This window comes from Pseudomonas knackmussii B13 (assembly GCF_000689415.1).
GTDB lineage: Bacteria > Pseudomonadota > Gammaproteobacteria > Pseudomonadales > Pseudomonadaceae > Pseudomonas > Pseudomonas knackmussii.
In genome coordinates this window covers 737,111-763,491 of record NZ_HG322950.1, presented here as the reverse complement: position 1 = coordinate 763,491, position 26,381 = coordinate 737,111, and the positions used below count along the sequence as shown (strand labels likewise).

25 protein-coding genes are annotated in these 26,381 nt (G+C 66.9%); 9 read left to right on the top strand and 16 right to left on the bottom strand.

The genetic code is table 11. From position 1 onward, the window contains the following. The first annotated feature begins 404 nt into the window (after positions 1–404). On the top strand, positions 405–1,937 hold the full coding sequence (gene lnt / locus PKB_RS03595; protein WP_043249101.1) for an apolipoprotein N-acyltransferase: 1,533 nt from the start codon (positions 405–407) through the stop codon (positions 1,935–1,937). 54 nt (positions 1,938–1,991) lie between these two features. Here lnt and PKB_RS03590 read toward each other — a convergent pair whose 3' ends face one another. Next, the gene (locus PKB_RS03590; RefSeq protein WP_043249099.1) at positions 1,992–2,753 is read right to left on the bottom strand and encodes a YdcF family protein; all 762 of its coding nucleotides are present in this window, start codon (positions 2,751–2,753) and stop codon (positions 1,992–1,994) included. Between the two features lie 49 nt (positions 2,754–2,802). Then, a complete protein-coding gene (locus tag PKB_RS03585) occupies positions 2,803–3,234 on the bottom strand; it encodes a hypothetical protein (RefSeq protein WP_043249098.1) in 432 nt (143 codons plus the stop codon). Positions 3,235–3,469: 235 nt separating this feature from the next. Between PKB_RS03585 and leuS the strand changes: the two genes are divergently transcribed. The 5 genes from leuS (at position 3,470) to PKB_RS03560 (ending at position 9,535) form a co-directional block, all read left to right on the top strand. Then, on the top strand, positions 3,470–6,091 hold the full coding sequence (gene leuS / locus PKB_RS03580; protein WP_043249096.1) for a leucine--tRNA ligase: 2,622 nt from the start codon (positions 3,470–3,472) through the stop codon (positions 6,089–6,091). Between the two features lie 61 nt (positions 6,092–6,152). Next, complete coding sequence (locus PKB_RS03575) at positions 6,153–6,767, top strand: LPS-assembly lipoprotein LptE (RefSeq protein ID WP_084166564.1); 615 nt, start codon at positions 6,153–6,155, stop codon at positions 6,765–6,767. 37 nt (positions 6,768–6,804) lie between these two features. Then, entirely contained in the window at positions 6,805–7,842 is a 1,038-nt protein-coding gene (holA, locus tag PKB_RS03570) for a DNA polymerase III subunit delta (protein WP_043249092.1), read from the top strand. A gap of 99 nt (positions 7,843–7,941) precedes the next feature. Then, positions 7,942–8,094: an alternative ribosome rescue factor ArfA gene (gene arfA, locus PKB_RS03565; protein WP_043249090.1), complete on the top strand. Its 153-nt coding sequence runs from the start codon at positions 7,942–7,944 to the stop codon at positions 8,092–8,094. 163 nt (positions 8,095–8,257) lie between these two features. Then, positions 8,258–9,535, top strand: coding sequence for a lytic murein transglycosylase (locus PKB_RS03560; RefSeq protein WP_052355162.1), 1,278 nt, complete (start codon positions 8,258–8,260; stop codon positions 9,533–9,535). A gap of 57 nt (positions 9,536–9,592) precedes the next feature. On the opposite strand, the gene lipA is transcribed toward PKB_RS03560, so the two are convergent. The 12 genes from lipA to PKB_RS03500 form a co-directional block, all read right to left on the bottom strand. Continuing rightward, a complete protein-coding gene (lipA, locus tag PKB_RS03555) occupies positions 9,593–10,576 on the bottom strand; it encodes a lipoyl synthase (RefSeq protein ID WP_043249086.1) in 984 nt (327 codons plus the stop codon). Next, entirely contained in the window at positions 10,573–11,235 is a 663-nt protein-coding gene (gene lipB / locus PKB_RS03550) for a lipoyl(octanoyl) transferase LipB (RefSeq protein WP_043249085.1), read from the bottom strand. The genes lipA and lipB overlap by 4 nt, the downstream gene beginning before the upstream one ends. After that, on the bottom strand, positions 11,235–11,525 hold the full coding sequence (locus PKB_RS03545) for a DUF493 domain-containing protein (protein ID WP_043249083.1): 291 nt from the start codon (positions 11,523–11,525) through the stop codon (positions 11,235–11,237). Before PKB_RS03545 ends, lipB begins: the two co-directional genes overlap by 1 nt. Positions 11,526–11,719: 194 nt before the next feature. Next, positions 11,720–12,880: a D-alanyl-D-alanine carboxypeptidase family protein gene (locus tag PKB_RS03540; RefSeq protein ID WP_043249082.1), complete on the bottom strand. Its 1,161-nt coding sequence runs from the start codon at positions 12,878–12,880 to the stop codon at positions 11,720–11,722. Positions 12,881–12,966: 86 nt separating this feature from the next. Then, entirely contained in the window at positions 12,967–13,992 is a 1,026-nt protein-coding gene (locus PKB_RS03535; RefSeq protein ID WP_052355161.1) for a septal ring lytic transglycosylase RlpA family protein, read from the bottom strand. Beyond that, entirely contained in the window at positions 13,989–15,011 is a 1,023-nt protein-coding gene (mltB, locus tag PKB_RS03530; protein WP_156957982.1) for a lytic murein transglycosylase B, read from the bottom strand. The genes PKB_RS03535 and mltB overlap by 4 nt, the downstream gene beginning before the upstream one ends. 20 nt (positions 15,012–15,031) lie before the next feature. Then, positions 15,032–16,135, bottom strand: a complete 1,104-nt coding sequence (rodA, locus tag PKB_RS03525) for a rod shape-determining protein RodA (RefSeq protein ID WP_156958110.1) — start codon at positions 16,133–16,135, stop codon at positions 15,032–15,034. Between the two features lie 50 nt (positions 16,136–16,185). Further along, positions 16,186–18,072 (bottom strand): penicillin-binding protein 2, encoded by a 1,887-nt coding sequence (mrdA, locus tag PKB_RS03520; protein ID WP_043249076.1) that lies wholly within the window; start codon positions 18,070–18,072, stop codon positions 16,186–16,188. A 15-nt stretch (positions 18,073–18,087) separates the two neighbouring features. After that, positions 18,088–18,555, bottom strand: coding sequence for a 23S rRNA (pseudouridine(1915)-N(3))-methyltransferase RlmH (gene rlmH / locus PKB_RS03515; protein ID WP_043249074.1), 468 nt, complete (start codon positions 18,553–18,555; stop codon positions 18,088–18,090). A gap of 7 nt (positions 18,556–18,562) precedes the next feature. After that, the gene (rsfS, locus tag PKB_RS03510) at positions 18,563–18,916 is read right to left on the bottom strand and encodes a ribosome silencing factor (RefSeq protein ID WP_043249073.1); all 354 of its coding nucleotides are present in this window, start codon (positions 18,914–18,916) and stop codon (positions 18,563–18,565) included. Positions 18,917–18,926: 10 nt separating this feature from the next. Beyond that, a complete protein-coding gene (gene nadD / locus PKB_RS03505; RefSeq protein WP_043249072.1) occupies positions 18,927–19,589 on the bottom strand; it encodes a nicotinate-nucleotide adenylyltransferase in 663 nt (220 codons plus the stop codon). After that, the gene (locus PKB_RS03500) at positions 19,589–20,854 is read right to left on the bottom strand and encodes a glutamate-5-semialdehyde dehydrogenase (protein ID WP_043249070.1); all 1,266 of its coding nucleotides are present in this window, start codon (positions 20,852–20,854) and stop codon (positions 19,589–19,591) included. The genes nadD and PKB_RS03500 overlap by 1 nt, the downstream gene beginning before the upstream one ends. A 302-nt stretch (positions 20,855–21,156) precedes the next feature. Here PKB_RS03500 and PKB_RS03495 point away from each other — a divergent pair, with 302 nt between their 5' ends. Continuing rightward, entirely contained in the window at positions 21,157–22,383 is a 1,227-nt protein-coding gene (locus PKB_RS03495; protein ID WP_043249068.1) for an alpha/beta fold hydrolase, read from the top strand. A gap of 42 nt (positions 22,384–22,425) precedes the next feature. On the opposite strand, the gene PKB_RS03490 is transcribed toward PKB_RS03495, so the two are convergent. Then, positions 22,426–23,280: a class I SAM-dependent methyltransferase gene (locus PKB_RS03490; protein WP_043249066.1), complete on the bottom strand. Its 855-nt coding sequence runs from the start codon at positions 23,278–23,280 to the stop codon at positions 22,426–22,428. A gap of 62 nt (positions 23,281–23,342) precedes the next feature. Here PKB_RS03490 and PKB_RS03485 point away from each other — a divergent pair, with 62 nt between their 5' ends. Together PKB_RS03485 and PKB_RS03480 are read left to right on the top strand one after the other, a co-directional pair. Further along, positions 23,343–24,062, top strand: coding sequence for a DNA-3-methyladenine glycosylase (locus PKB_RS03485; protein WP_043249064.1), 720 nt, complete (start codon positions 23,343–23,345; stop codon positions 24,060–24,062). Further along, positions 24,059–25,372 (top strand): bifunctional DedA family/phosphatase PAP2 family protein, encoded by a 1,314-nt coding sequence (locus tag PKB_RS03480; RefSeq protein ID WP_043249063.1) that lies wholly within the window; start codon positions 24,059–24,061, stop codon positions 25,370–25,372. The genes PKB_RS03485 and PKB_RS03480 overlap by 4 nt, the downstream gene beginning before the upstream one ends. Here the strand turns inward: PKB_RS03480 and PKB_RS03475 are convergent. Then, positions 25,369–26,283, bottom strand: a complete 915-nt coding sequence (locus PKB_RS03475; RefSeq protein ID WP_043249061.1) for a LysR family transcriptional regulator — start codon at positions 26,281–26,283, stop codon at positions 25,369–25,371. The genes PKB_RS03480 and PKB_RS03475 overlap by 4 nt on opposite strands. Between the last annotated feature and the right edge of the window lie 98 nt (positions 26,284–26,381).

Genomic DNA, 26,381 nt, shown 5'->3' with positions numbered 1-26,381 from the left:
GTTCTCCGACAGTGAAGATGGTCCAATCTGTCGGGAGCTCACATTGGCGCAGGCTTGCCGGTATTGTCGGTTTGAGCGGCTACTCAATCCGATGGATTCCTTATCGGCGCTTGTCGTGAGCGGGTGGGTGGGGGAAGTCTCCTACCGTCTGGCTTGCAGAAGCGGATCTTGTCCCTCCACACCCCGACAGGTTCCTACCCTAACGCCATACAAGCGGATCTCATCCGCGAATCGCGCCGGAATCTCCGGCCATCGCGGACAAGGTCCGCTCCTACGGGGAAGCCATCCGCAGCCCTGCAACAACCCGCCGCAGGCTACGTCGGGCATTTCGCCCGCCCTCCCCGTAGCCTGCCGTTCGTCTCTCCATTACTCTTGCGCATCGCAATCGCTTCCAAGGATCTCCGATGCGCTGGATCACCCGTCCCGGCTGGCCGGGCCACCTGCTGGCCCTCGCCGCCGGCGCCATCACTCCGCTGGCCCTGGCGCCCTATGGCATCTGGCCGCTGGCCCTGCTCTCGGTCGCCCTGTTCTACCTCGGGCTGCGCGGCGTCACCCCGCGCTCGGGGCTTTGGCGCGGCTGGTGGTACGGCTTCGGCGCCTTCCTCGCCGGCACCGGCTGGATCTACTACAGCATCCACGACTTCGGCGGCGCCTCGCCGGCCCTGGCCGGCTTCCTTGTTGGCGGCTTCAGCGCCGGCGTGGCCTTCTTCTTCGCCCTGCCCGCCTGGCTCTGGGTGCGCCTGCTGCGCCGCGACAACGCGCCGGTCAGCGACGCACTGGCCTTCGCCGCGCTGTGGCTGGGCCTGGAGCTGTTCCGCAGCTGGTTCCTGACTGGCTTCCCGTGGCTCTACACCGGCTACAGCCAGCTGCAGGGCCCACTGGCGGGGCTGGCGCCAGTCGGTGGCGTCTGGCTGATCTCCTTCAGCATCGCCCTGTGCGGCGCGCTGCTGGTGAACCTGCCGCAACTGACCTACCGCCCGGCGCGCATGGTCTTCGGCCTGGTCCTGCTGCTAGCCCCCTGGGCCGCCGGCATCGCCCTCAAGGGCCACGCCTGGACCACCCCGGCCGGCTCGCCGCTGCATGTCGCGGCGATCCAGGGCAACATCGCCCAGGACATGAAATGGGACCCGGCGCAGGTCAACGCGCAGCTGGCGCTGTATCGCGACCTCAGCGCCGAGCAGCATGACGTCGACCTCATCGTCCTGCCGGAAACCGCCGTCCCCGTGCTCAAGGACCTGGCCGGCAACTACCTGGCGATGCTCGACGACCTGGCCAAGCAGAAGCGCGCCGCGCTCATCACCGGCGTACCGGTGCGCCAGCGCGACGCCAACGGCGTGCACTACTACAACGGCATCACCGTGGTCGGCGACGGCAGCGGCGATTACCTCAAGCAGAAGCTGGTGCCCTTCGGCGAATACGTGCCGATGCAGGACCTGCTGCGCGGCCTGATCAGCTTCTTCGACCTGCCGATGTCCGACTTCGCCCGTGGCCCGGACGACCAGGCGCTGCTCAAGGCCAAGGGCTACGCCATCGCCCCCTTCATCTGCTACGAAGTGGTCTATCCGGAGTTCGCCGCGGGGCTCGCCGCACAGAGCCAACTGCTGCTGACCATCAGCAACGACGCCTGGTTCGGCACCTCGATCGGCCCGCTGCAGCACCTGCAGATGGCGCAGATGCGCGCCCTGGAAGCTGGCCGCTGGATGGTCCGCGGCACCAACAATGGCGTGACCGCGCTGATCGACCCGCAAGGTCGCATCGCGCAGGAAATTCCGCAGTTCCAGCAAGGCGTGCTGCACGGCGAAGTCACCCCGATGCAGGGCCTGACACCTTACCTGCATTGGCGCCTGTGGCCGCTGGGCACGCTGGCGGTGCTCTTCGCGATCTGGGCCGCAGTGCGTCGCCAAGCGGTTCCCGAGCAGCGCCGCCTGTTCAGCTGATCCTGCAAGCGCAGGGCGTCTAGCCGTTCGCGGTTAGACGCCGTTGCGCCGGGCTCAGCGATAGAACACCCAATACCCCAGCAAGCCCAGCGCCTCGTTGAGCAACTGATTGCTCTGCCAGAACGCCTTGGCCTCCGGCAGCAGTCCGGCGAAGGGCCTGGCGTTGTCCACACCGATGAAGCCGACTGGCGCCGGCAGCACCTCCAGGCCATTGCGCTCGAAGCTCCAGACCGCGCGCGGCATGTGCTGCGCCTGGGTCACCAGGACGATCCGCCGAATGCCTGCCTCGCGCAGGATAGGTGCGCTGAATTCGGCATTTTCCCAGGTCGTCCGGCTGCGCTCCTCGCGCCAGCGCACCTTCAGTCCGTAATCCTCGGCCAGGCTATCGGCCATGAGCTGCGCCTCGCTGGGCGGCGTGCCGTAATGCAAGCCGCCCGAGGTCAGCAGCGGCAGTCCGCTGGCCTTCGCCAGACGCGCGGCATACCGCAGCCGCTCGCGGGCCATCAGCCCCGGCTGGTCGCTGCCCCAGGATGGATCACCGCGCTCGCGCCCCGCCCCAATGATCACGATGGCATCGGCACGTTGCGCCAGCTGCGCCCATTCGCTCGGCGCCAGCGCCGGCTCGCGCTCGAGCAGCCGCGCGCCCCACTCCACCGTGAGCGGCAGACTGAGCAGCCAGAACCCGGCGAATCCAACGACGAAGCAGCCGACCGCCAGACGCGGGCGCCGGCGGCGCAGGAGAAAACCCAGCAACAACAGAAGCAGCAGGATGCCCGGAGGCATCAGGATCTGCTTGAGGAGGTAGCGCAACGGCATCGGCGGCTCCTTGATGGAGCGCCACAGCCTAGCGGAACGACCGGCGGATTCAACGCCCGCGGGCGCCGCGGAACAGCTGCGAACCGCAGGACGTGCAAGGCATTACGCCCTGGCTGCGGTTATAGACGACCGGCGTGCCACAGAGGGCGCAAAGCAACTGCAGGTGGCGATGGGTCAGCCGGGGCTTGGCGGGGGCGTTGAGCAGACGGGCAGTACGCGCGCTGCGCGGGGGAGTCTTTTCCAGCAGGGCCAGTTCTTCGGCGGCGGCGTGCCAGCCGCGCAGCCAGTGGACATCCTGTTCGAGATAGGCGCGGATCAGCTCCATTTCCGCACTGCTCAGACCGCGTAGCTCCAGCTCTTCGGGATGCTCGTCGCGCAGTCGTTCGGCGGTGTCGGCCTCATCGAGGGCCAGTTCTAGACGATGCAGCAACCGTTCATACAAACCGGAAGCGGGAACACTTGCACGATGCAGCTCAGCCATCAGTCACCTCAACCGGACGGAAACCTCCCGCCCTCAGGCCAAGCTTAGCGTTCCGACCCCTGCGGCACCGAGCGCGCGACAAACGGCGCGGGCTACCGGCTCGGGGAGGGGTCATGTATGCTACGGGGCTTTATGCAGCCCTTGCCAGCCGCCCTTTCGGCCCTGGCAAAAAAAGGAAGCGCCCACGCCGCTCCCCCAGCCGCAAACCTATTTCCGTACAGGTTCAATTCGCGCCATGCACGAGCAATACCAGCCCCTCGAAGTCGAAGCCCAGGCCCAGAAATACTGGAACGAACACCACTCCTTCCGCGTCGACGAAGCGGACGGCAAAGAGAAGTTCTATTGCCTGTCGATGTTCCCGTACCCGAGCGGCAAGCTGCACATGGGCCACGTGCGCAACTACACCATCGGCGACGTGATCAGCCGCTACCACCGCATGCAGGGCAAGAACGTGCTGCAGCCCATGGGCTGGGACGCCTTCGGCATGCCGGCGGAAAACGCCGCGATGAAGAACAACGTCGCACCGGCCGCCTGGACCTACGACAACATCGCCTACATGAAGTCCCAGCTGAACAGCCTGGGCCTGGCGATCGACTGGTCGCGCGAAGTCACCACCTGCAAGCCGGACTACTACCGCTGGGAGCAGTGGCTGTTCACCCGCCTGTTCGAGAAGGGCGTGATCTATCGCAAGAACGGCACCGTGAACTGGGACCCGGTGGACCAGACCGTACTGGCCAACGAGCAGGTCATCGACGGCCGTGGCTGGCGTTCGGGCGCGCTGATCGAGAAGCGCGAAATCCCGATGTACTACTTCAAGATCACTGCCTACGCCGAAGAGCTGCTGTCCAGCCTCGACGATCTGCCGGGCTGGCCGGAACAGGTCAAGACCATGCAGCGCAACTGGATCGGCAAGTCCCGCGGCATGGAGATCGCCTTCCCCTATGACCAGGCCTCCATCGGCGAGGCTGGCCAGATGAAGGTCTTCACCACCCGTCCGGACACCCTGATGGGCGCCACCTACGTCGCCGTCGCCGCCGAACACCACCTGGCCACCCTGGCCGCCCAGCGCGATCCGTCGCTGCAGGCGTTCATCGACGAGTGCAAGCGCGGCGGCGTCGCCGAGGCCGACCTCGCCACCCAGGAGAAGAAAGGCGTCGCCACTTCCCTGTTCGTCGAGCACCCGCTGACCGGCGCCAAGCTGCCGGTGTGGATCGCCAACTACGTCCTGATGACCTACGGCGAAGGCGCCGTGATGGCCGTTCCGGGCCACGACGAGCGCGACTTCGAGTTCGCCAACAAGTACCAGCTGCCGATCCGGCAGGTGATCGCCAAGGTCGAAGGTGACAACGACTTCGAACCGACCGCCTGGAAAGAGTGGTACGGCGTGAAGGACGAAAGCGTCCGCACCGTCAACTCCGGCAAGTACGACGGCCTCGGCTACCAGGCCGCGTTCGACGCCATCGGCGCCGACCTCGCCGCCAAGGGCCTGGGCCAGGCGCGCACCCAATTCCGCCTGCGCGACTGGGGCATCAGCCGCCAGCGCTACTGGGGCTGCCCGATCCCGATCATCCACTGCGCCAGCTGCGGCGACGTGCCGGTCCCGGCCGAGCAACTGCCGGTGGTCCTGCCGGAGAACGTGGTGCCGGACGGCGCCGGTTCGCCGCTGGCCAAGATGCCCGAGTTCTACGAGTGCAGCTGCCCGAAATGCGGCCAGCCGGCCAAGCGCGAAACCGACACCATGGACACCTTCGTGGAGTCGTCCTGGTACTTCGCCCGCTACGCCTGCCCGCAGTTCGAAGACGGCATGCTGGACAAGAAGGCCGCCAACTACTGGCTGCCGGTCGACCAGTACATCGGCGGCATCGAGCACGCCATCCTGCACCTGCTCTACGCGCGCTTCTTCCACAAGCTGATGCGCGACGAAGGCCTGATCGACTCCGACGAGCCGTTCAAGAACCTGCTGACCCAGGGCATGGTGGTCGCCGAGACCTACTACCGTACCCTGCCCAACGGCAGCAAGGACTGGTTCAACCCGGCCGACGTCGAGGTCGAGCGTGACGCCAAGGCCAAGGTCATTGGCGCGCGCCTGAAGACCGACGGCCTGCCGGTGGAAATCGGCGGCACCGAGAAGATGTCCAAGTCGAAGAACAACGGCGTGGACCCGCAGGCCATGATCGACGCCTACGGCGCCGACACCTGCCGCCTGTTCATGATGTTTGCCTCGCCGCCGGACATGAGCCTGGAATGGTCCGACTCCGGCGTCGAAGGCGCGAGCCGCTTCCTGCGCCGCGTCTGGCGCCTGGCCCAGGCGCACGTCAGCGCCGGCTTCGCCGCCGCGGTGGCACAGGACACCCTGACCGACGCGCAGAAGGAAATCCGCCGCGCCATCCACCTGGCCATCAAACAGGCCAGCCAGGACGTCGGCCAGAACCACAAGTTCAACACCGCCATCGCCGCCGTGATGACCCTGATGAACGTGCTGGAGAAGGTCGCGCAGGACGACGCCGGCAACCGCGCCCTGCTGCAGGAAGGCCTGGAAACCGTGACCCTGCTGCTCGCCCCGATCACCCCGCACATCTGCCACGTGCTCTGGCACGAACTGGGCAAGGAAGGCGCGGTGATCGACGCCAGCTGGCCGCAGGTCGACGAAGCGGCCCTGGTACAGGACACCCTGCAACTGGTGGTACAGGTCAACGGCAAGCTGCGCGGCCACATCGAAGTGCCGGCCGAAGCCAGCCGCGAAGACGTCGAGGCCTGCGCCCGCGCCAACGAGAACGTGCTGCGCTTCACCGACGGCCTGACCATTCGCAAGGTCATCGTGGTGCCCGGCAAGCTGGTCAACATCGTCGCCAACTGATGCATTGGCCCGTGGCGCCTTGCCACGGGCAACCCGGATCAACAGGAGTGAGGGAAGCTTGATGAAACGTATCCTGACCAGCATCGCGCTGATCGGCCTGACCACGCTGCTGGGCGCCTGCGGCTTCCACCTGCGCGGCCTGGGCGATACGAGCTTCGCGTTGAAGGAAATCGACCTGAGCGCGCGCAATGCCTACGGCGACACCGTCAAAGACCTGCAACGCCTGCTCGAAAACAGCGGCGTGAAAGTGACCAAGAGCGCGCCCTACCACCTGTTCCTCGCTCGCGAGGACGAGACCCAGCGCACCGCCAGCTACACCGGCTCCGCGCGTAGCGCCGAGTACGAGCTGACCAACACCGTCACCTACGAGATGCGCGGCGCCAACAACCTGCTGCTGCTCACCGACAAGGTGGAAGTGCAGAAGGTCTACCTGAACGACGAGAACAACCTGATCGGTTCCGCCCAGGAAGCCGACCAGCTGCGCAAGGAAATGCGCCGCGACCTGGTGCAGCAGCTGTCCCTGCGCCTGCAACTGCTGACTCCGGCACAGCTGGCTTCCCTGCAGCAGAAAGCCGAAGCCAAGGCCAAGGCCGAAGCCGACGCGCTCAAGGCCGCGGACGAGGCGGCCAAGCAGCAGCCGCAGCAATCGCCGATCCAACTGCCGCCCGCGCAGTAACGGATGAGGGGCCGGCCATGCCGGCCCCACTGCTTTCATGAAGCTCTCTCCCGCGCAACTCGCCAAGCACCTGCAGGGCAACCTGGCGCCCGTCTACGTGATCAGCGGCGACGAACCGCTGCTTTGCCAGGAAGCCTGCGACGCCATTCGTGCAGCCTGCCGCCAGCGCGATTTCAGCGAACGCCAGGTGTTCAACGCCGAGGCCAACTTCGACTGGGGCCTGCTGCTCGAAGCCGGCGCCAGCCTGTCGCTGTTCGCCGAGAAGCGCCTGCTGGAACTGCGCCTGCCGTCGGGTAAACCCGGCGACAAGGGCGCGGCCATCCTCCTCGAGTACCTGCAGCGGCCGCCGGAAGACACCGTGCTGCTGGTCAGCCTGCCCAAGCTCGACGGCTCGACGCAGAAGACCAAATGGGCCAAGGCGCTGATCGACGGCGAAGGCGCGCAGTTCATCCAGATCTGGCCGGTGGACGCGCAACAGCTGCCGCAATGGATTCGCCAGCGCCTGTCGCAAGCTGGCCTCGCTGCAAGCCAGGACGCCGTTGATCTGATCGCCGCCCGCGTGGAAGGCAACCTGTTGGCCGCGGCGCAGGAGATCGAGAAGCTAAAGCTGCTCGCCGAAGGCAACCAGCTCGATGCCGAAACCGTGCAGGCCGCCGTGGCCGACAGCGCGCGCTTCGACGTCTTCGGCCTGATCGACGCGACCCTCGGCGGCGAAGCCGCGCACAGCCTGCGCATGCTCGAAGGCTTGCGTGGCGAAGGCGTCGAACCGCCAGTCATCCTCTGGGCGCTGGCCCGGGAAATCCGCCAACTGGCCACCATCGCCCAGCAGTACGGCCAGGGCGTCCCCCTGGACAAGGCCTTCGCCCAATGCCGCCCGCCGGTCTGGGACAAGCGCCGCCCGTTGCTCACCCGAGCCCTGCAGCGCCACTCCGGCTCACGCTGGAATCAACTGCTGCAAGACGCCCAGCTGATCGACGCGCAGATCAAGGGCCAGGCACCGGGCGACGCCTGGAACGGCCTGGCGCGCCTGGTGCTGCTGGTCGCCGGGCAACGCCTGCCGCTGCCGCCGGGCTGAGCGGAGACGGCCCGACAAGCGGTGCATGGACATTCGCCAACGATCGGCCGATCATTCGCACGCCCGTGATGGACGGGCAGCCCCTGAGAGGTAGAACCGATGGCGAAGAAAGCCAAGCGGCCGAACAAGGCCAAATCCCTGATCGCACAACCGCTGTTCCGCAGCCGCCAGGAACAGCCACTGAAAGGCAAAGGCAGCTACCGCCGCCGAAGCACCCGTAACTGGGAGGCTTCTTCGCTTCTGGCGGCCTGAAATCGCCTCGCCCTCCCCACCCTTTCGGGAACCCCCGCCGCTCCGCCCCTGTCGAACCCCCTGAATCGCCACTCCCGCCACATGCCGTAACGGGACGCCCGACCCACGCTGCGGCAGTGCCGTGCTAAGGTGGTCGCTCCGCTCACCCGCTTCGAGGAGCGCAATGCGCAAGCCCGTTTCATCCGCTCGTCTGGTCCCGCTCAGCCTCGCCCTGCTCACCGCCTGCCTGCTCTCCGCCTGCGCCGACGCTCCCGCGGCCACTCCGCTGCAAGCCAGCATCAACGACCAGCAGACACAGCCTGATTTCCCGACGCCGACACAGAGCTTCGAGGATTGGCGCAACGGCTTCCGCAGCCTGGCCCTGTCCAAGGGCATCGATGCGCAGACCTTCGACCAGGCCTTCTCCGGCGTGGAGCCCGATCCTGCAGTAATAAGCGCCGATCGCAGCCAGCCGGAGTTCACCCGCCCGGTGTGGGAATACCTGGCCGGCGCCTTGACCGCAGCGCGCATCCGCAATGGACAGGGCAAGCTGGCGGAGAACGCCGAAGCCCTCCAGCGCATCGACCAGCGTTACGCGGTGGACGCCGATGCCGTGGTGGCGATCTGGGGCATGGAGAGCAACTTCGGCAGCACCATGGGCAGCCGCAACGTCATCCGCTCACTCGCCACCCTGGCCTACGAGGGCCGCCGACCGGACTTCGCCCAGGGCGAGCTGCTCGCCGCGCTGGGCATCCTCCAGCATGGCGATGTGCCAGCGCGCTACATGATCGGCTCCTGGGCCGGCGCCATGGGGCAGACCCAATTCATCCCCAGCACCTACAACCGTTACGCAGTGGACTTCGACGGCGACGGCCGACGCGACATATGGGGCTCGCCGACCGACGCCCTGGCCTCCACCGCCAACTACCTGCAGGCCTCCGGCTGGAAGCCCGGCCAGAGCTGGGGCTTCGAGGTCCACCTCACGCCGGGCTTCGACTACGCCCAGGCCGACATGAGCGTCCGCAAGCCGATCGCCGAATGGCTGAAGATGGGCGTGCAACCCGTGGGAGGCGTGCTGCCCAGCAGTCCGCAGGCCAGCGCTTCGCTGCTGCTGCCGGCGGGCTATCGCGGCCCGGCCTTCCTGGTGCTGGACAACTTCCGCGCCATCCTGCGCTACAACAACTCCACGTCCTACGCCCTGGCCGTCTCCCTGTTGGCCGACAGTTTCAAGGGTGGCGGGCGTATCGATGCCGCCTGGCCGGTGGCCGACCGACCGTTAAGCAGAAGCGAGCGCATCGCGCTGCAGGAAGGACTGGCAGCCCGTGGCTACCAACCGGGCAACCCCGACGGCATCATCGGTGCCGGAACGCGCCAGGCGATCCGCGCCTTCCAGCAGAGCGAAGGCCTGCCGGCCGACGGTTATCCGACCCCGGAACTGCTGGCGCGCCTGCGCAGCCAGTAACGACCGGCATGAAAAAGGCGCCCAAGGGCGCCTTTTTTCTGCCTGCAGACAGGGCGATCAGCGGATCTTGTCGCCGTGCGCCTGCTGGTCGGCGTGGTACGAGGAACGCACCAGCGGGCCGGAAGCGACATTCTTGAAGCCCATCTTCTCGCCCTCTTCGGCGAACCAGGCGAAGGTGTCCGGGTGGACGAAGCGCTGCACCGGCAGGTGGTTGCGCGAGGGCTGCAGGTACTGGCCGAGGGTCAGCATGTCGATGTCGTGCTCGCGCATGCGCTGCATGGTCTCGATGACTTCGTCGTCGGTCTCGCCCAGGCCGAGCATCAGGCCGGACTTGGTCGGCACGTGCGGAACCATTTGCTTGAACTTCTGCAGCAGGTCCAGCGACCACTCGAAATCCGAGCCCGGGCGCGAGGACTTGTACAGGCGCGGCACGGTTTCCATGTTGTGGTTGAACACGTCCGGCGGCTCTTTCGCGGTGATTTCCAGGGCGATGTCCATACGGCCGCGGTAGTCCGGCACCAGGGTTTCCAGCTGGATGCCGGGGGACAGCAGGCGGATTTCCCGCAGGCAGTCGGCGAAGTGCTGGGCGCCGCCGTCACGCAGGTCGTCGCGGTCCACCGAGGTGATCACCACGTACTTCAGGCGCAGGTCGGCGATGGCGATGGCGAGGTTCTTCGGCTCGTCCAAGTCCAGCGGCTTCGGCCGGCCGTGGCCGACGTCGCAGAACGGGCAACGGCGGGTGCAGATGTCGCCCATGATCATGAAGGTCGCGGTGCCGCCGGAGAAGCACTCGCCCAGGTTCGGGCAGGAGGCCTCTTCGCAGACGCTGTGCAGCTTGTGCTTGCGCAGCAGCTGCTTGATGCGGTCGACCTCGGGGGAAACCGGGATGCGCACGCGAATCCAGTCGGGCTTCTTCGGCAGCTCTTCGGTGGGAATGATCTTCACCGGAATGCGCGCGACCTTCTCGGCGCCGCGCAGCTTCACGCCGACCTCGACCTTGGCCGGCTTGCCTTTTTCCGGGGTCTCCACAACAGTGCTCATCTCAGTTCGATCCCGCCCGTTAGGGTCTTCTGTTCAGCGTAGCCAAGGCGCTCGGTGAGTTCGCCGCGCAGGCGCTCGCGCACCTCGGCCAGGGTGATGGGGCCAGCCAGCTCACTCAGCTGGGTCATGGCCATGCCTGCGTAGCCGCAGGGATTGATTCGACGGAAAGGCTCCAGGTCCATGTCGACATTCAGCGCCAGACCATGGAAGGAACGGCCGTTGCGGATGCGCAGGCCGAGCGAGGCGATTTTCGCGCCGTCGACATAGACGCCCGGGGCGTCGGGTTTGGACACAGCGTTCACGCCGAAACCGGCGAGCAGGCCGATCAAGCTCTGTTCGATGCGGCTGACCAGCTCACGCACGCCCAGGTGCGAACGGCGCACGTCGAGCATCAGGTAGGCGACTAGCTGGCCGGGACCGTGGTAGGTCACCTGGCCGCCACGATCGACCTGGACCACCGGAATGTCGCCGGGAAGCAGCACATGCTCGGCCTTGCCGGCCTGGCCTTGGGTGAAGACCCTCTCATGCTCGAGCAGCCAGACTTCGTCGGCCGTGTTCTCGTCGCGCTCGGCTGTGAAGCGCTGCATGGCGTGCCAGGTCGGCTCGTAGGGCAGCAGCCCGAGTTCGCGGAATCCGAGGACAGGAACCGCCTCGGCCATCACAGCACCATGTGCACGCGGCCGGTGGCGCGCAGGTCGGCATGGATGTTCTGCAGTTGGTCGATGCCGGTCGCGGTGATCAGCACCTGTACCGAGAGGAAACGACCGTTGCGGCTGTCGCGCATGACGAGGGTGGTTTCGTCGAGGTCGGGCGCATGGCGCTGGATGATCTCGATGACCAGGTCGGAGAAACCGTCGCCGGCGTCGCCGATCACCTTGATCGGGTAGCGCTCGCAGGGGAATTCGATCTTGGGTGCGGGAGGGGTTGCGGTATCGATGGTATCAGTCATGGCTGTCGCGGGCGGGTAGCCTGCCTCCGTGAGAATCCCCGGGTTGGGGGCTTCCGGATGGATAGGACCTGACGGCTGCCGAGACCGCGGCGGTGCGTCGGTCAGTCGCAGGCGCGCATTTTACCTGAGTAAAGGGCGCGCATGCGCGGGAATTGCCGGGCTTGTATACAAAAGTTCAAGCCCGGCAATCGGGGTCAGTTGAACAGACCGTAGAAGAACAGGCGGAGGCTGTCCCACAGGCGACGGATGAAACCGCCTTCCTCGACACCGTTCAGGGCTACCAGGTCGGAGGTACGCACCACCTTGTCGCCCATCTTCACTTCCACCTTGCCAATCACCTGACCCTGCTGGATCGGGGCCATCAGCTGCGGCTGCATGACCATGGTGGCTTGCAGTTGCTTGAGCTGGCCGCGCGGCACGGTCATGGTCAGGTCTTCGGCGAGGCCGGCCTTCACTTCATGCTCGGAGCCTTTCCAGACCAGGGCCTTGGTCAGCTCGGCGCCCTTCTTGTAGAAGGTCTGCGATTCGAAGAAGCGGAAGCCGTAGGTCAGCAGCTTCTGGGTCTCGGCGGCACGGGCCTGCTCGCTGTTGGTGCCGAACACCACGGCGATCATGCGCTGGCCGTCGCGTACGGCGGAAGCCACCAGGCAGTAGCCGGCTTCTTCGGTGTGGCCGGTCTTCAGGCCGTCGACGGTCTTGTCACGCCACAGCAGCAGGTTGCGGTTCGGCTGCTTGATGTTGTTCCAGAAGAATTCCTTCTGCGCGTAGATCGCGTAGTGGGTCGGCTCGCCGTAGATGATCGCGCGGGCCAGCAGCGCCATGTCGTGGGCCGACGAGTAGTGCTCGGGGTTCGGCAGGCCGGTGGCGTCCATGAAGTGGGAGTTGCTCATGCCCAGCTTCTGCGCAGTGTTGTTCATCATGTCGGCGAAGGCGTCTTCGCTGCCGGCGATATGCTCGGCCAGGGCGACCGAGGCGTCGTTGCCGGACTGGATGATGATGCCGTGCAGCAGGTCGCTGACAGACACCTGCGAACCGAGCTTGATGAACATCCGCGAGCCGCCGGTGCGCCAGGCGTGTTCGCTGACGGTGACCAGGTCGTCTTCCTTGATGCGGCCGCCCTCGATCTCCTTGGTGGCGATGTAGGCGGTCATCAGCTTGGTCAGGCTCGCCGGTGGCAGGCGCTCGTCGGCATTGTTCTCGACCAGGATCTGGCCACTGGCGCCGTCCATCAGCACCCAGGCCTTGGCTGCCAGCTGCGGTGCGGCGGGCACGACGGATTCAGCGGCCCAGCTGGCCACGGGGGCGCTGAGCAGCACGAGCATGGAAAGTCGTTTGGCGATGTTGAAGATATTCATCCGTCTCTCTGGGTTTCGCTAATGGTCAAACAATCCCTTGGGGGAATTCCTGGGGCGGCCTCTGGCGGGCCGCTCGGGCGCGCCGGTCAGTCCGGACGCACCAGTTTGGGTTGGCCGAGATTGGCCACGCGGATGCTGTCCTGCATCCGATTCGCTTCATCCGGCGTTCCGATCGGCCCCAGACGCACCCGGTGCAAGGTCTGTTTGTTGACCACGACCGAGCTGATAAAGACCTGGGCCCCAGTCAGGCCGCTGAGCTTCTCCCTGAGGAGCTCGGCAGCGTCCGGGTTGGCGAAGGCACCCACCTGGAGATACAGGCCATCGGCTGGTAATGAAGCGTTTTTTTTTGAGTCGATCTGCACCGGAGCCGGCGGCTCCGCATGCTGCGCCGGCGGCGGCGTGTAGACCTCGATCGGCTGCGCCATGGCCACGGCCTGAGGTTGCGCTGCAGCCGGTGCGGGCTGTACCGGAGCCATCTTCGGCTGCGCCAGGACCATGGGCACCGGACGGCCCTGAGCAGCCCACCAGCGTACCGGGTCGATGCCTTCGACCTTGACCCGGGCGGTGCCGACTTCGGCATAGCCGAGCTTCTTGGCGGCAGCGAAGGACAGGTCGATGACCCGGTCGGAGTAGAACGGACCGCGGTCGTTGACGCGGACGATCACGCTCTTGCCGTTGTCCAGGTTGGTCACCCGGACGTAGCTGGGCAGCGGCAGCGTCTTGTGCGCGGCGGTCATGCCGTACAGGTCGTACATCTCGCCGTTGGCGGTGGCCTGGCCATGGAACTTGGTGCCGTACCAGGATGCCGTGCCGGTGACGGCGTAGGTGCGCGCGTCGTTCAGCGGGTAGTAGGTCTTGCCCAGCACCGTGTAGGGGTTGTTCTTCAGCGGGCCGTTGTGCGGCATCGGCACCGCGTCGGGAATGCGCGAGACGTCGACGTCCCACCAGGGCGCGCCGTCGCGGTGCGGACGGTTGTAGTCCATCGGACCGGACATGCCGCCGGAGGTCTGCTGCGGCGGACGGCTGCTGGTGCAGCTGGCCAGCAGCACGACGCCCAGCCCGAAGCTGGCGGCGACCGACCAGAAACGCGGATTCCCCAATCGCTTGCTCAATGGACACCTCGCACGCGGACGATCTCGTCGGCCAGCTGGTGGACCGCCATGGCGTACATGGCGCTGCGGTTGTAACGGGTGATCACGTAGAAGTTCGGCAGGCCGACCCAGTATTCCGGGCCATTCTCGCCGTCGAAGCGGATGGCGGTGACCTTCAGGTCGTCCGGCAGCACGTCATGGGTGCGCCAGCCGGCAGCGCGCAGCTGACCAAGGTTCATCTGCGGGTCGAGGCCCGGAGTCACGGCGTCCTGGGCGCTGTCGACGCCGAGGTCGGCCTGCGACACCACCGGCTGCCCGGCTTGCCAGCCGTGCTGCTTGAAGTAGCTGGCGACGCTGCCGATGGCATCGGTCGGGTCGTTCCAGATGTTGATGTGGCCGTCGCCGTCGAAGTCCACGGCATAGGCGCGGAAGCTGCTCGGCATGAACTGCGGCAGGCCCATGGCGCCGGCGTAGGAGCCGTTCAGGCTGAGCGGATCGACCTGCTGCTCGCGGGCCAGCAGAAGGAACTGCTTGAGCTCCTTGCGGAAGAAGTCGGCGCGCGGCGGGTAGTCGAAGCCCAGGGTGGAGAGTGCGTCCATCACCCGGTAACGGCCGGTATTGCGGCCGAAGAAGGTTTCCACGCCGATGATCGCCACTATGTATTGCGCGGGAACGCCGTAGGTCTTCTCGGCGCGGGCCAGGGCCTCGGCATTCTGGTTCCAGAAGTCGGCGCCGGCCTTGATGCGTGCATCGGTAATGAAGATCGGCCGGTATTCCTTCCAGGCCTTGACCCGCTCGGCGGGCTTGGAGATGGCGTCGAGAATGGATTGCTTGCGCTCGACATCGTGGAACAGCGAAAGCAGCTGCTCGTCGGCGAAGCCGTAGTCGCGGGTCATCTCGTTGACGAACTCCGCAACCTGCGGCGAGCCGTCGTAGTCGCCCGCATGCGCAGCGCCGCCGAAGCCGATCGCCCCCGCGAGACCGACCCAATGGACACCCCTGGCTGCCCATTCGCGCAGTATCTGCATTCCTTTCTTCACTCTTGTCTCAACGCTTGAATTCAAACCTGGGCGATCCATTTCCGGTGGGTATGAATCGACATCAAAACCCCGAACCCTGACAGCAGCGTCACCAGCGAAGTTCCGCCGTAGCTGATGAAGGGAAGCGGCACCCCCACCACCGGCAGCAGACCGCTGACCATGCCGATGTTGACGAACACGTAGACGAAGAAGGTCATGGTGATGCTGCCGGCCAGCAGCTTGCCGTACAGCGTCTGTGCCTGCGCGGTAATCACCAGTCCGCGGTAGATCACCAGCAGGTAAAGGGTCAGCAGCAGGCACACCCCCACCAGGCCGAACTCTTCGCCGAGCACGGCAATGATAAAGTCCGTATGGCTTTCCGGCAAAAAATCCAGATGCGACTGAGTGCCCATCAGCCAACCCTTACCGAATACTCCGCCCGATCCGATGGCCGCTTTCGACTGGATGATGTTCCAGCCGGTACCCAACGGATCGCTCTCCGGGTCGAGGAAGGTCAGCACGCGCTGCTTCTGGTAGTCGTGCATGACGAAGAACCACATCGCCACCGCCACCGGCACCGCCGCAGTCACCGCGCCGAAGATCCAGCGCCACTGCAGGCCGCCGACGAACAGCACGAAGGCCCCCGAGGCGAGCACCAGCATCGCAGTACCCAGGTCCGGCTGCTTGAGGATCAGCACGAAGGGCACGCCGATCAGCGCCAGGCTGATCACCAGATGCTTGAGGTTGGGCGGCAGGTTGCGCTTGGACATGTACCAGGCGAGCGTCATCGGCATGAACAGCTTCATGAACTCCGCCGGCTGGAAGCGGATCACCCCGGGGATGTTGATCCAGCGCGTGGCGCCCATGGCGTTGTGGCCCATGACGTCCACCGCCACCAGCAGCAGTACGCCGAGCACGTAGCCCAGCGGCACCCAGCGCGCGAGGAAGCGCGGTTCGACCTGGGCGATGACGAACATCATCACCAGGCCCAGGCCGAAGGACGAGGCCTGCTTGATCAGCAGGTCCCAGCTCTTGCCGCTGGCCGAATAGAGGACGAACAGGCCCGCGGCGCCGAGGATCAGCAGCAGGAGCAGCAGCAGCCCGTCGATGTGCAGACGCTGCAGCAGGCTGGCCCGCCGCTTCATCACGTCCTCGTTGGACAGCGTGCGGTCGAAGTTGGGGTTCATGTTCATGCTCATGGCTTCTGCACCTGCGCCACCTGCGGCGCATACTCGGGCTTGAGCTTGCCGTTCTCGTCGAGCAGCCAGGCGTCCATCACCTGCTTGAGCACTGGAGCGGCGACGCCGGAGCCGGACTCGCCGTTCTCCACCATCACCGAGACGGCGATCTGCGGGTTGTCCGCCGGAGCGAAGCCGACGAACAGCGCGTGGTCGCGGGTCCGTTCGGAGAGCTTGGAGCGGTCGTATTTCTCGTTCTGCTTGATCGCCACCACCTGCGCGGTACCGGACTTGCCGGCGATGCGGTAGACCGAGGTGGCGCCGACCTTGTGCGCCGTGCCGCGGGCATTGTGCACCACCTGCTGCATGTCCGAATCGATCATTTCCCAGTTGCCCGGTTCGCGCAGGTCGATGTCCGGCATCGGTTCCGGGTCGGCTGGCGGCTGGCCTTCGATGGTCTTGGCCAGGTGCGGGCGGATCCACTTGCCGTGGTTGGCGATCAGCGCGGTCATCTGCGCGAGCTGCAGCGGCGTGGCCTGCATGTAGCCCTGGCCGATGCCGAGGATCAGGGTTTCCCCCGGGAACCAGACCTGCCGGCGGGTGATGCGCTTCCAGTCGCGCGAAGGCATCAGGCCAGGCGATTCGCCGTACATGTCCAGGGCCACGCGCTGGCCGAAGCCGAAGCGGCTCATGTAGTCGTGCAGCCTGTCGATGCCGAGCTTGTGGGCGAGGTCGTAGAAGTAGGTGTCGTTGGACCGCATGATCGCGGTTTCCAGGTTCACCCAGCCTTCGCCTGAATGGTTCCAGTTGCGGTACTTGTGGTCGTAGTTCGGCAACTGGTAGTAGCCCGGGTCGAAGATCCGCGAGCTCGGCGTCACAACGCCCGCGTCGAGGCCGGCGATGGCCACCGCCGGTTTCACCGTCGAGCCCGGCGGGTAGAGGCCGCGCAGCACGCGGTTGTACAGCGGACGGTCGATGGAATCGCGCAGCGCCGAGTAATCCTTGAAGCTGATGCCGGTGACGAACAGGTTGGGGTCGTAGCTCGGCTGGCTGACCATCGCCAGCACCTCACCGGTGGACGGCTGGATCGCCACGATGGCGCCGCGGCGCCCACCCAGGGCCTCCTCGGCCTTGGCCTGCAGCTTGCTGTCGATGCTCAGGACGATGTCCTTGCCCGGCACCGGGTCGGTGCGCTTGAGCACGCGCAGGACGCGGCCGCGGGCGTTGGTCTCGACCTCCTCGTAGCCCACGGTGCCGTGCAGCTGGGCCTCGTAGAACTTCTCCACGCCGGTCTTGCCGATGTGGTGGGTGCCGGCGTAGTTGACCGGGTCGAGGATCTTCAGCTCCGGTTCGTTGATCCGCCCGACGTAGCCGACCGAGTGGGCGAAGTGCTCGCCCAGCGGGTAGTGGCGGACGAACTGCGCGGTGACATCGATACCGGGCAGGCGGTACTGGTTCACCGCGATGCGGGCGATCTGCTCTTCCGACAGCTCGAACATGATCGGCACCGGCTCGAACGGCCGCCGGCCCTGCTTCATACGCTTCTCGAAGATCGCGCGGTCTTCCTCGGTCAGCCCGAGGATGTCCACCAGGAACTGCAGCTCCTGCTTCAGGTTCTCGGTGCGTTCGCGGGTCACCGTGAGGCTGAAGCTCGGCCGGTTGTCGGCGATCAGCACACCGTTGCGGTCGTAGATCAGGCCGCGGGTCGGCGGGATAGGCTGGACGTGGACGCGGTTGTTCTCCGACAGCGTCGAGTGATACTCGTACTGCGTGACCTGCAGGTGGTACATGCGCGCCACCAGCACCAGCGCCAGGATGAACACCGCCACCGCGCCGACGACGACCCGGCTGCGTACCAGGCGGGCGTCCTTTTCGTGGTCTTTGAGTTGAATCGGCTGCGGCATCGGGTACGACTACGGCTACTTGTGGTACGGGTGCCCGGACAGCACGGTCCAGGCCCTGTAGATCTGCTCACCCACGAGGATGCGCACCAGCGGATGCGGCAGCGTCAGCGGCGACAGCGACCAGCGTTGCTCGCTGCGCGCGCAGACCTCCGGCGCCAGCCCTTCCGGGCCGCCGACCATGAGGTTCACGGTGCGCGCGTCGAGGCGCCAGCGATCGAGCTCGGAAGCCAGCTGCGGCGTGCTCCAGGGCTTGCCCTCGACTTCCAGGGTGACGATCTTCTCCCCCGGCTGGACCTTGGCCAGCATGGCCTCGCCTTCCTGGCGGATCAGCCGCGCCACGTCGGCATTCTTGCCGCGGGTGTTCAGCGGGATCTCCACCAGTTCGAGGGACAGCTCGGCGGGCAGGCGTTTGACATACTCCTGCCACCCCTCCTCGACCCATCGCGGCATGCGCGAGCCGACTGCGATCAGACGCAGACGCAACGCCGAATCACTCGCCGCTGTGGTGGGCGCGGCTCTGTTCGGCGCCCTGCCACAGGCGCTCGAGGTCGTAGAACTGGCGGGTGGCCGGCTGCATGACGTGGACGACGACGTTGCCCAGGTCGATCAGCACCCACTCGCCGCCTTCCTGACCTTCGCTGCCGATCGGCTTGACGCCCTGCTCCTTGACCTTCTCCAGGACGTTGTCGGCGAGCGACTTGACCTGGCGGCTGGAGGAGCCGGTAGCGATGACCATGGTGTCGGTGATGCTGGTTTTGTCGCGCACGTCGATGGCCAGGATGTCCTGGGCCTTCATATCTTCAAGAGCGGCGATGGCCAGCTCGACCAGTTGTTCGGTTTGCATGAATGACTCTCTAGTTTGTCTGGGGCGCGCGATACAGCTCGTGCGCCTCGATGTAGTTCAACACCGCGTCGGGCACCAGGAAGCGCGGCGAGCGCCCCTGCGCCAGGAGGGCGCGGATCTGGGTGGCGGACACTGCAAGGGGCGTCTGCCAGATGAAAGTGACCTGCCCGGCCGCACCACTCAGGGCACTGGGGTCGGCCACGCTGCGAGCCGCCAGCAGGTCACGCAGGGCTTCGGGCGCCTCCATGTCGGCGTCCGGGCGCTGCAGCACGGCCAGGTGGCAGTGTTGCAGCAGTTCTTCCCAGCGGTACCAGGTCGGCAGGCCGCAGAAAGCGTCCCAACCCACCAGCAGCACCAGCTGCACGTCCTTGCCCAGCTCCGCGCGAAGCGACTCCAGGGTGTCGATGGTGTAGGACGGTTTGTCGCGCTGCAGCTCGCGGTCATCGACCCGCAGCGGCGCGACGCCGGCGGTGGCCAGTTCGACCATCGCCAGGCGCTGTTGTGCCGACACCTGCGGCGTTTCCCGATGCGGCGGGCGCGCTGCCGGCAGCAGACGCAGCTCGTCGAGGCCGAGCAGTTCGGCGGTCTCCAGCGCGCTGCGCAGGTGACCGATGTGCACCGGATCGAACGTACCGCCGAACAGGCCGATACGCCGCGGGGAAGCCTTGCTCATCAGGTGCGCACGTGCCCGTCGCCGAACACCACGTACTTCTCGCTGGTCAGGCCTTCCAGGCCGACCGGGCCGCGAGCGTGCAGCTTGTCGGTGGAGATGCCGATCTCCGCGCCCAGGCCGTACTCGAAGCCGTCGGCGAAGCGGGTCGAGGCGTTGACCATGACCGACGCCGAGTCCACTTCGGCGAGGAAGCGCCGGGCGTTGCTGAAGTTTTCGCTGACGATGGCGTCGGTGTGCTGCGAGCCGTAGGTGTTGATGTGCTCGATAGCGGCGTCCAGGTCATCGACGATGCGGATCGACAGGATCGGCGCGTTGTATTCGGTGCGCCAGTCTTCCTCGGTGGCTTCCAGCACGTCCGCGCCGAGCAGCGCGCGAGTCGCGGCATCGCCACGTAGCTCAACGCCCTTGTCGCGGTAGATGGAGGCCAGCGGCGGCAGTACGCGGGCGGCGATGGCCTGGTGCACCAGCAGGGTTTCCATGGTGTTGCACGGCGCGTAGCGCTGGGTCTTGGCGTTGTCGGCGATGCGGATGGCCTTGTCGAGGTCGGCCGACTCGTCGATGAATACATGGCAGATGCCGTCCAGGTGCTTGATCACCGGGACCTTGGCGTCACGGCTGATGCGCTCGATCAGGCTCTTGCCGCCGCGCGGGACGATGACGTCGACGAACTCGGGCATGGTGATCAGCGCGCCCACGGCGGCGCGGTCGGTGGTTTCCACCACTTGCACGGCAGCCGCCGGCAGGCCGGACTGGGACAGGCCGTGGCGGATGCACTTGGCGATCGCCTGGTTCGAATGGATGGCTTCGGAGCCGCCGCGCAGGATGGTCGCGTTGCCCGACTTCAGGCACAGGCTGGCGGCGTCGATGGTCACGTTCGGGCGCGACTCGTAGATGATCCCGACCACGCCCAGCGGCACGCGCATCTTGCCGATCTGGATGCCCGAAGGGACGAAGCGCATGTCGCGGATTTCGCCGATCGGATCAGGCAGCTTGGCGACCTGCCGCAGGCCTTCGATCATGTCGTCGATGCGCGCTGGGGTCAGCGCCAGGCGGTCCAGCATGGCTGGCTCCAGCCCGTTGGCGCGGCCGTTGGCCAGATCCAGTTCATTGGCCTGGGCCAGCTCGGCGCGGGCGGCATCCAGGGCATCGGCGGCGGCCAGCAGGGCGGCGTTCTTCTGCGCGGTGGAGGCGCGCGCGAGGACGCGGGAAGCGTCGCGTGCGGCGCGGCCCAGGCGGCTCATGTAATCGAGGACGGACTCGGTCATGGTTCTACGCGTCTTGCGTGAGGGAAATGCGCGATTATAGCGAGACGCCCCCCTCCCGCCCAGCCACAGCAGCCAACCGGTAGACAGCCCGTCACGCCGACCATCCGGTAACGCCAGCAGCCGCCGCCACGCCGGGCGCCGCCGCGAGACGGTGACACCCGCCCCTTCGCGCCCCCCGAAGGTTGGGTAAACAAAAAGCCCTCGTCTGTCTACCTTGGTCCTGCCGGCACCCGATGCCAGCCCTTCGCCACTAGCACGCCAGGGAATAACGATAAGAGGCGGCCCACCGCCGGAGATTCGCCATGCGCTATCGCACCGATTACAGCGCCCAGGCCCTCACTGCCCCTCCGGCGGTGCTCGAACTGGGACGCTGGCAACTGCATTACCAGGCCTTCGCCCTGCGCGCCGACGACGCGCGCCCGCCCGTCCTGCTGCTGGGCGGGGCGTTCCAGAGCTTTCGCTCGTTCGCCAGCGAGGTCAGCGAACTGCTCGCCGAGCACCCGGTGATCCTGCTCGACCTGCCCAGCCAGGGCGGCAACCTGCAGCTCGCCCCGGAGCTCAGTCTGGAAGACCTCGCCGACCTGATCGCCGCCTTCGCCGAGGAGCTGCAACTGCCACCGCTGATGCCGATCGGCCTGTCCTACGGCTCGGCGCTGGCTGCCCTGTTCGCCGCCCGTCATCCGCGGCGCTGCGCGCGCCTGCTGCTGGCCGGCATCACCGCCTTCGGCCGCCCCGGCGCCCGCGCCCTGCTGGAAGAGGCCCTCGCCCGCCTCGACCTGGGCCAGCACGAGCCCTTCGCCAACGGCGTGCTGACCGGCCTGGTCAACCCGCTGCGGCTGGCCGACACCGGCGTTTCCCCGGTCTTCCGCAAGGCCCTGCTGCGCCAGTTGCAGCGCCTCACTCCGGCAGAAGTCGAGCGCTACCGGCAGAACAGCCGCAGGCTGCTCGCCTTCGGCGGCTTCGAGCGCCATCCGCAGTGCCCGACCCTGGTGCTGGCCGGCGAATACGACCACTTCACCCAGCCCTGGGAACACGCCGAGTTCGCCCACGCCTGCGCCGACGCCGAATTCGCCCTGATCCACGATGCCGACCACCTGGCGCAGTTCGAGCGGCGCGGCGCCTGCGCCCGGCTCTACACGCCTTTCCTGGATGGCCGGGCACTACCGCCGAACGCTGCCGGCAGCACGCGCTTCCAGCGCCAGCAGTTGTTGCACCTGGAGCGCCGCTTCGAGCCGCGCCTGCCGCCGGCGCAGCCGCGCGCCCTGCTGCGCCACGCCGATGGCGGCGAATGGCCGTGCGAGTTGGCGGAGCTGGGGTACTTCGGCGGTCTGGTCCGCGCCGAACTGCCACGGGATATCCCCCAACGCGGCTGGCGCTTGGCAGCCAGCGGCATGGCCGAACTGGACGTATTGCCGCTGCGCCGCACGGCAGACGGCTTTGCCTTCATCTTCCCCCACGGCGAACCGCAGGCCAGCGCCACGCTCGCGGCAGTCGTGGTGCCGATGCAACAAGGCGCCCGCGCCGCGTAATGCGTTGGAGTAACGGTGTACAACCGCGAACGGTTGTACGCCCTACGTCCTCGCCTCGATCACCCGCACCAGGCTTGGCATACGCCCCTGCGCAAGGCCCAGCTCGGCACTGTGCTCCTGCGGGTTGAGCACATCCACGGCGGCAAATCCGCAGCGGCGGAAGGCTTCGGCGATCTCCGCCTCGCTGCGGTAATGCAGTGGATAACCGCCGCGGGTCAGCCGGCCGATCAGCCCGACGCCCCAGCGGATCTGCCGGTAGCGCGGGTGCTCGCGCAGGTCGGGGTAAAGCTCGGTGAGGTAGGTAGCTTGCGGGAAGTCGGCCAATACCCGTGCCAGGCGCGTCCAGAAATCCTCGATCAGCGGGCGCTGGAAGTAGTTCACCAGGCCCTCGGTGATAACCACCAAGGGGCGCTTGCGGTCGAGATTGGCAAAGAGTGCGGAGAGGCTCTGCGGCCCGTCCTCGGCAAGAATGTCCACGCTGCGCACGCGGTGGCGTTCGTCGAGCCAGCCTTGGCCGTCGAGCAACGCCGCCTTGCGCGCAGCCATTGGCGGCAGGTCGGCCTCAAGGTAATCGAGCTGCGGATAACGCTGGCGGAAGCGTCTTCCGCGAGGAGACAGGCCGCAGGCGATCTCGACTACCTGGGTCGCGCCGCGCTGTTCGATGGCCTGGCGCAGTTGTGCATCTATCAACAGATGGCGCTGCAGCAGGAAGTCCTCGATGTCGAGACCGAAGCCCAGGCGCGCGCCCCAGTTGATCGGCGTCACGCAGCCGTGCACCCAGCGCCCGAAGGCGGTGGCGAAGGCCGGCTCGGCGAGCTGGTGACGGAACCAGACATAACCGGTGTAGTGCGCACTGGGGGTGATGTGCGCGCTGTCGGCACGGACGCGTTCAGTCATGATTCAGTCTCTTGTTGTTATCATCCGCCAGCCTAAGAGCGCCCTGCGACCACGACAATCCCATGCCCGCCGATCCCATCCTTGGTTTGCCCTGGGCCGATGCCCGCCCGCTGCCCGACACTTTCTTCGACCGCGACGCCCAGACCGTAGCCCGCGAACTGCTCGGCAAGGTCATCCGTCACCGCCTCGGCGACCTCTGGCTGTCGGCACGGATCATCGAGACCGAGGCCTATTACCTGGCCGAGAAAGGCAGCCATGCCTCGCTCGGCTACACCGAGAAGCGCAAGGCGCTGTTCCTCGACGGCGGGCACATCTACATGTACTACGCGCGCGGCGGCGACTCGCTGAACTTCAGCGCCGGCGGCGCCGGCAATGCCGTGCTGATCAAGTCCGGCCATCCGTGGATGGACCGCGTCAGCGGCGACGAAGCCATCGCTCGCATGCGCCAGCTCAACCCCGCCGCCGACGGCAGCGAGCGCCCGCTGGGCAAGCTCTGCGCCGGCCAGACCCTGCTGTGCAAGGCCATGGGCCTGAAGGTGCCGGACTGGGACGCGCAGCGTTTCGATACCCAGCGGCTGTTCGTCGACGACCTCGGCGAAACGCCGGCTCAAGTCATCCAGGCCACCCGCCTGGGCATTCCCCACGGCCGCGACGAGCACCTGATGTACCGCTTCGTCGACGCCGCCTTCGCGCCCTTCTGCACACGAAACCCCTTGCGCCGCGGTCAGGTCGAAGGCCGTGACTACTATCTGCTGGACAGCTCGGAAGCCCATCGCCCATGAACCTGGAAGTCTTCAACCAGTGGATCGCCAGCCACCCGCAGTGGCTCGGTCTGACCGTTTTCCTCGTGGCCTTCCTCGAGTGCGCGGCCGTAGTCGGCCTGGTGCTGCCCGGCGTGGTGATGCTCTTCGCCCTGGCCGTGCTTGCCGGTGGCGGGGCGTTGGGGCTGGGCGAGACGCTGCTGCTGGCGTTCGCCGGCGGCATGCTTGGCGACCTGTCTTCGTACTGGCTGGGCCGGCGCTTCCACCAGGACATCCGCCGCCTGCCGTTGCTGCGCCATCACCCGGAATGGCTGGCCGGCGCCGAGGGCTTCGTCTCCCGCTATGGCGTCGCGAGCCTGCTGGTCGGACGCTTCATCGGCGCCTTGCGGCCATTCCTGCCGCTGGTCGCCGGCATGCTCGACATGCCCTTCGGACGCTTCCTGGCCGTATCGATCCTGGCCGCCGCCGGCTGGTCGGTGGCGTACCTGCTGCCCGGCTGGACCACCGGTGCGGCCCTGCGCCTGCCCCTGCCGGAAGGTTTCTGGCCGGAACTGGCGGTGATCGCCGGCGGCCTGGCGCTGCTAGGCGGCCCGCTGATCCACGCCAATCTCAAGGGCCATCGGCACACCACGCCGATCGCCGCCGGGCTCAGCCTCGCGCTGCTGCTGGCGCTGCTGATCGGCTGGCCGCACCTGGATGCCCTCGACCACGGCCTGATGACGCTGGTGCAGGAAGAGCGCCATCCGCTGCTCGACCAGGTGATGGTGGCAGTGACCCGCCTTGGCGACTTCCGCACCCAGCTCATCGTCGGCGTACTGCTCAGCGCCCTGCTGCTGGTCTTCCGCCAGTGGCGCCAGGCGTTTTTCGCTGGTGGAGCCCTGCTGGCAACGGCACTGGCCAACGGCGGGCTCAAGCACCTGTTCGCCCGCGCCCGCCCGGAGGTGATCGCCGATCCGTTGAGCGCCTTCAGCATGCCCAGCGGCCACGCTTCGGCGTCCTTCGCCTGCTTCCTCGTGCTCGGCGTGCTGGCCAGCCGCGAGAGCTCGCCGCGGGTGCGCCTGACCTGGCTATTGCTGGCGATGCTGCCGGCCACCTGGATCGCCGGGTCGCGCATCTACCTGGGCGCGCACTGGCCGAGCGACGTGATCGCCGGCGCGCTGCTGGCCGCTGGCGTCTGCGCCGCCGCGCTCGGCCTGGCGCAGTGGCATCAGCCGCTGCCGGCGCTGCCGAAGCGGGTCTGGTGGTGGATCGTGCCGGCGTTGCTGCTGGTGTTAGGCCTGTCCGTCGGCTGGGACCTGAACCTCGCCGTGGCGCGCTACCGACCGCTCTAACGCCAGGGGCGCTCGCGCTGCAACTCGGCGCATCGCTGCTGGATGAACTCGCGTAGCAGGGTCACCGGCCGACTCAGTTGCGCGCGGTGGGTGCAGAACAGGTTCAGCGGTGCCGGCTCGCCCTGGTAGTCCGCCAGCACCACCTCCAGGCGCCCGGCGCGTACGTCGGCCGCCACATCCAGCCAGGACTTGTAGACCAGCCCCCGCCCCGCCACCGCCCAGCGCCGCACCACGTCGGCGTCGTCGCAAATGCGGTCGCCGCTCACCGTTACCACCTGGCTGCGCTTGCCGTCGGCGAAGCTCCAGCGCTCGTGCGCGCGGCCGGCGAGCATGTACAGCAGGCAGTTGTGGCGCAACAGGTCGTCCGGCTGCTGCGGCCGCCCATGGCGCGCGAAGTAGGCCGGCGCGCCGCAGAGCACGCGACGGTTGTCGGCAGCCAGCGGCAACGCAACGAGGCTGGAGTCCGGCGGCTGGCCAAGGCGGATAGCCACGTCCACTGGCTGGCGGTAGAGATCGGCCTGGCGGTCGCTGATGAGCAGGCGCAGCTGTAGACGCGGATGCTGCGCCTGGAACTCGTCGAACCAAGGCAGCAACACGTTGCGCCCCAGATCGGAAGGCGCCGAAACCTGCAGTACTCCGGCGATCTCGCTGCGTCCACCGGCCAGCAGTTGGCGACCGTCCTCCAGGCTCTGCAACGAGGCGCGAGCGTGGGCCAGGAACAGCTCGCCCTCTGCGGTCAGCCGCAAGCTGCGTGTGGAGCGGGCGAACAGCCGCGTTTGCAGCGCCGCCTCCAGGCGCTTGAGCGCAGCACTGGCCACGGCCGGCGAGACGTCCAGCTCGCGGGCGGCGGCGGACAGACTGCCGCGCTCGGCCGTGCGAACGAATACCTGCAGGTCATCGAGACGCAGCATTTTCAAATTTCCTTTGAAAGAGACTTTCTTCCTACCCGGTTTTTCTTCGCCAAGAAAGAGTGGAGCATGCGCCCATCGTTCACCCCGCAAGGACCGAG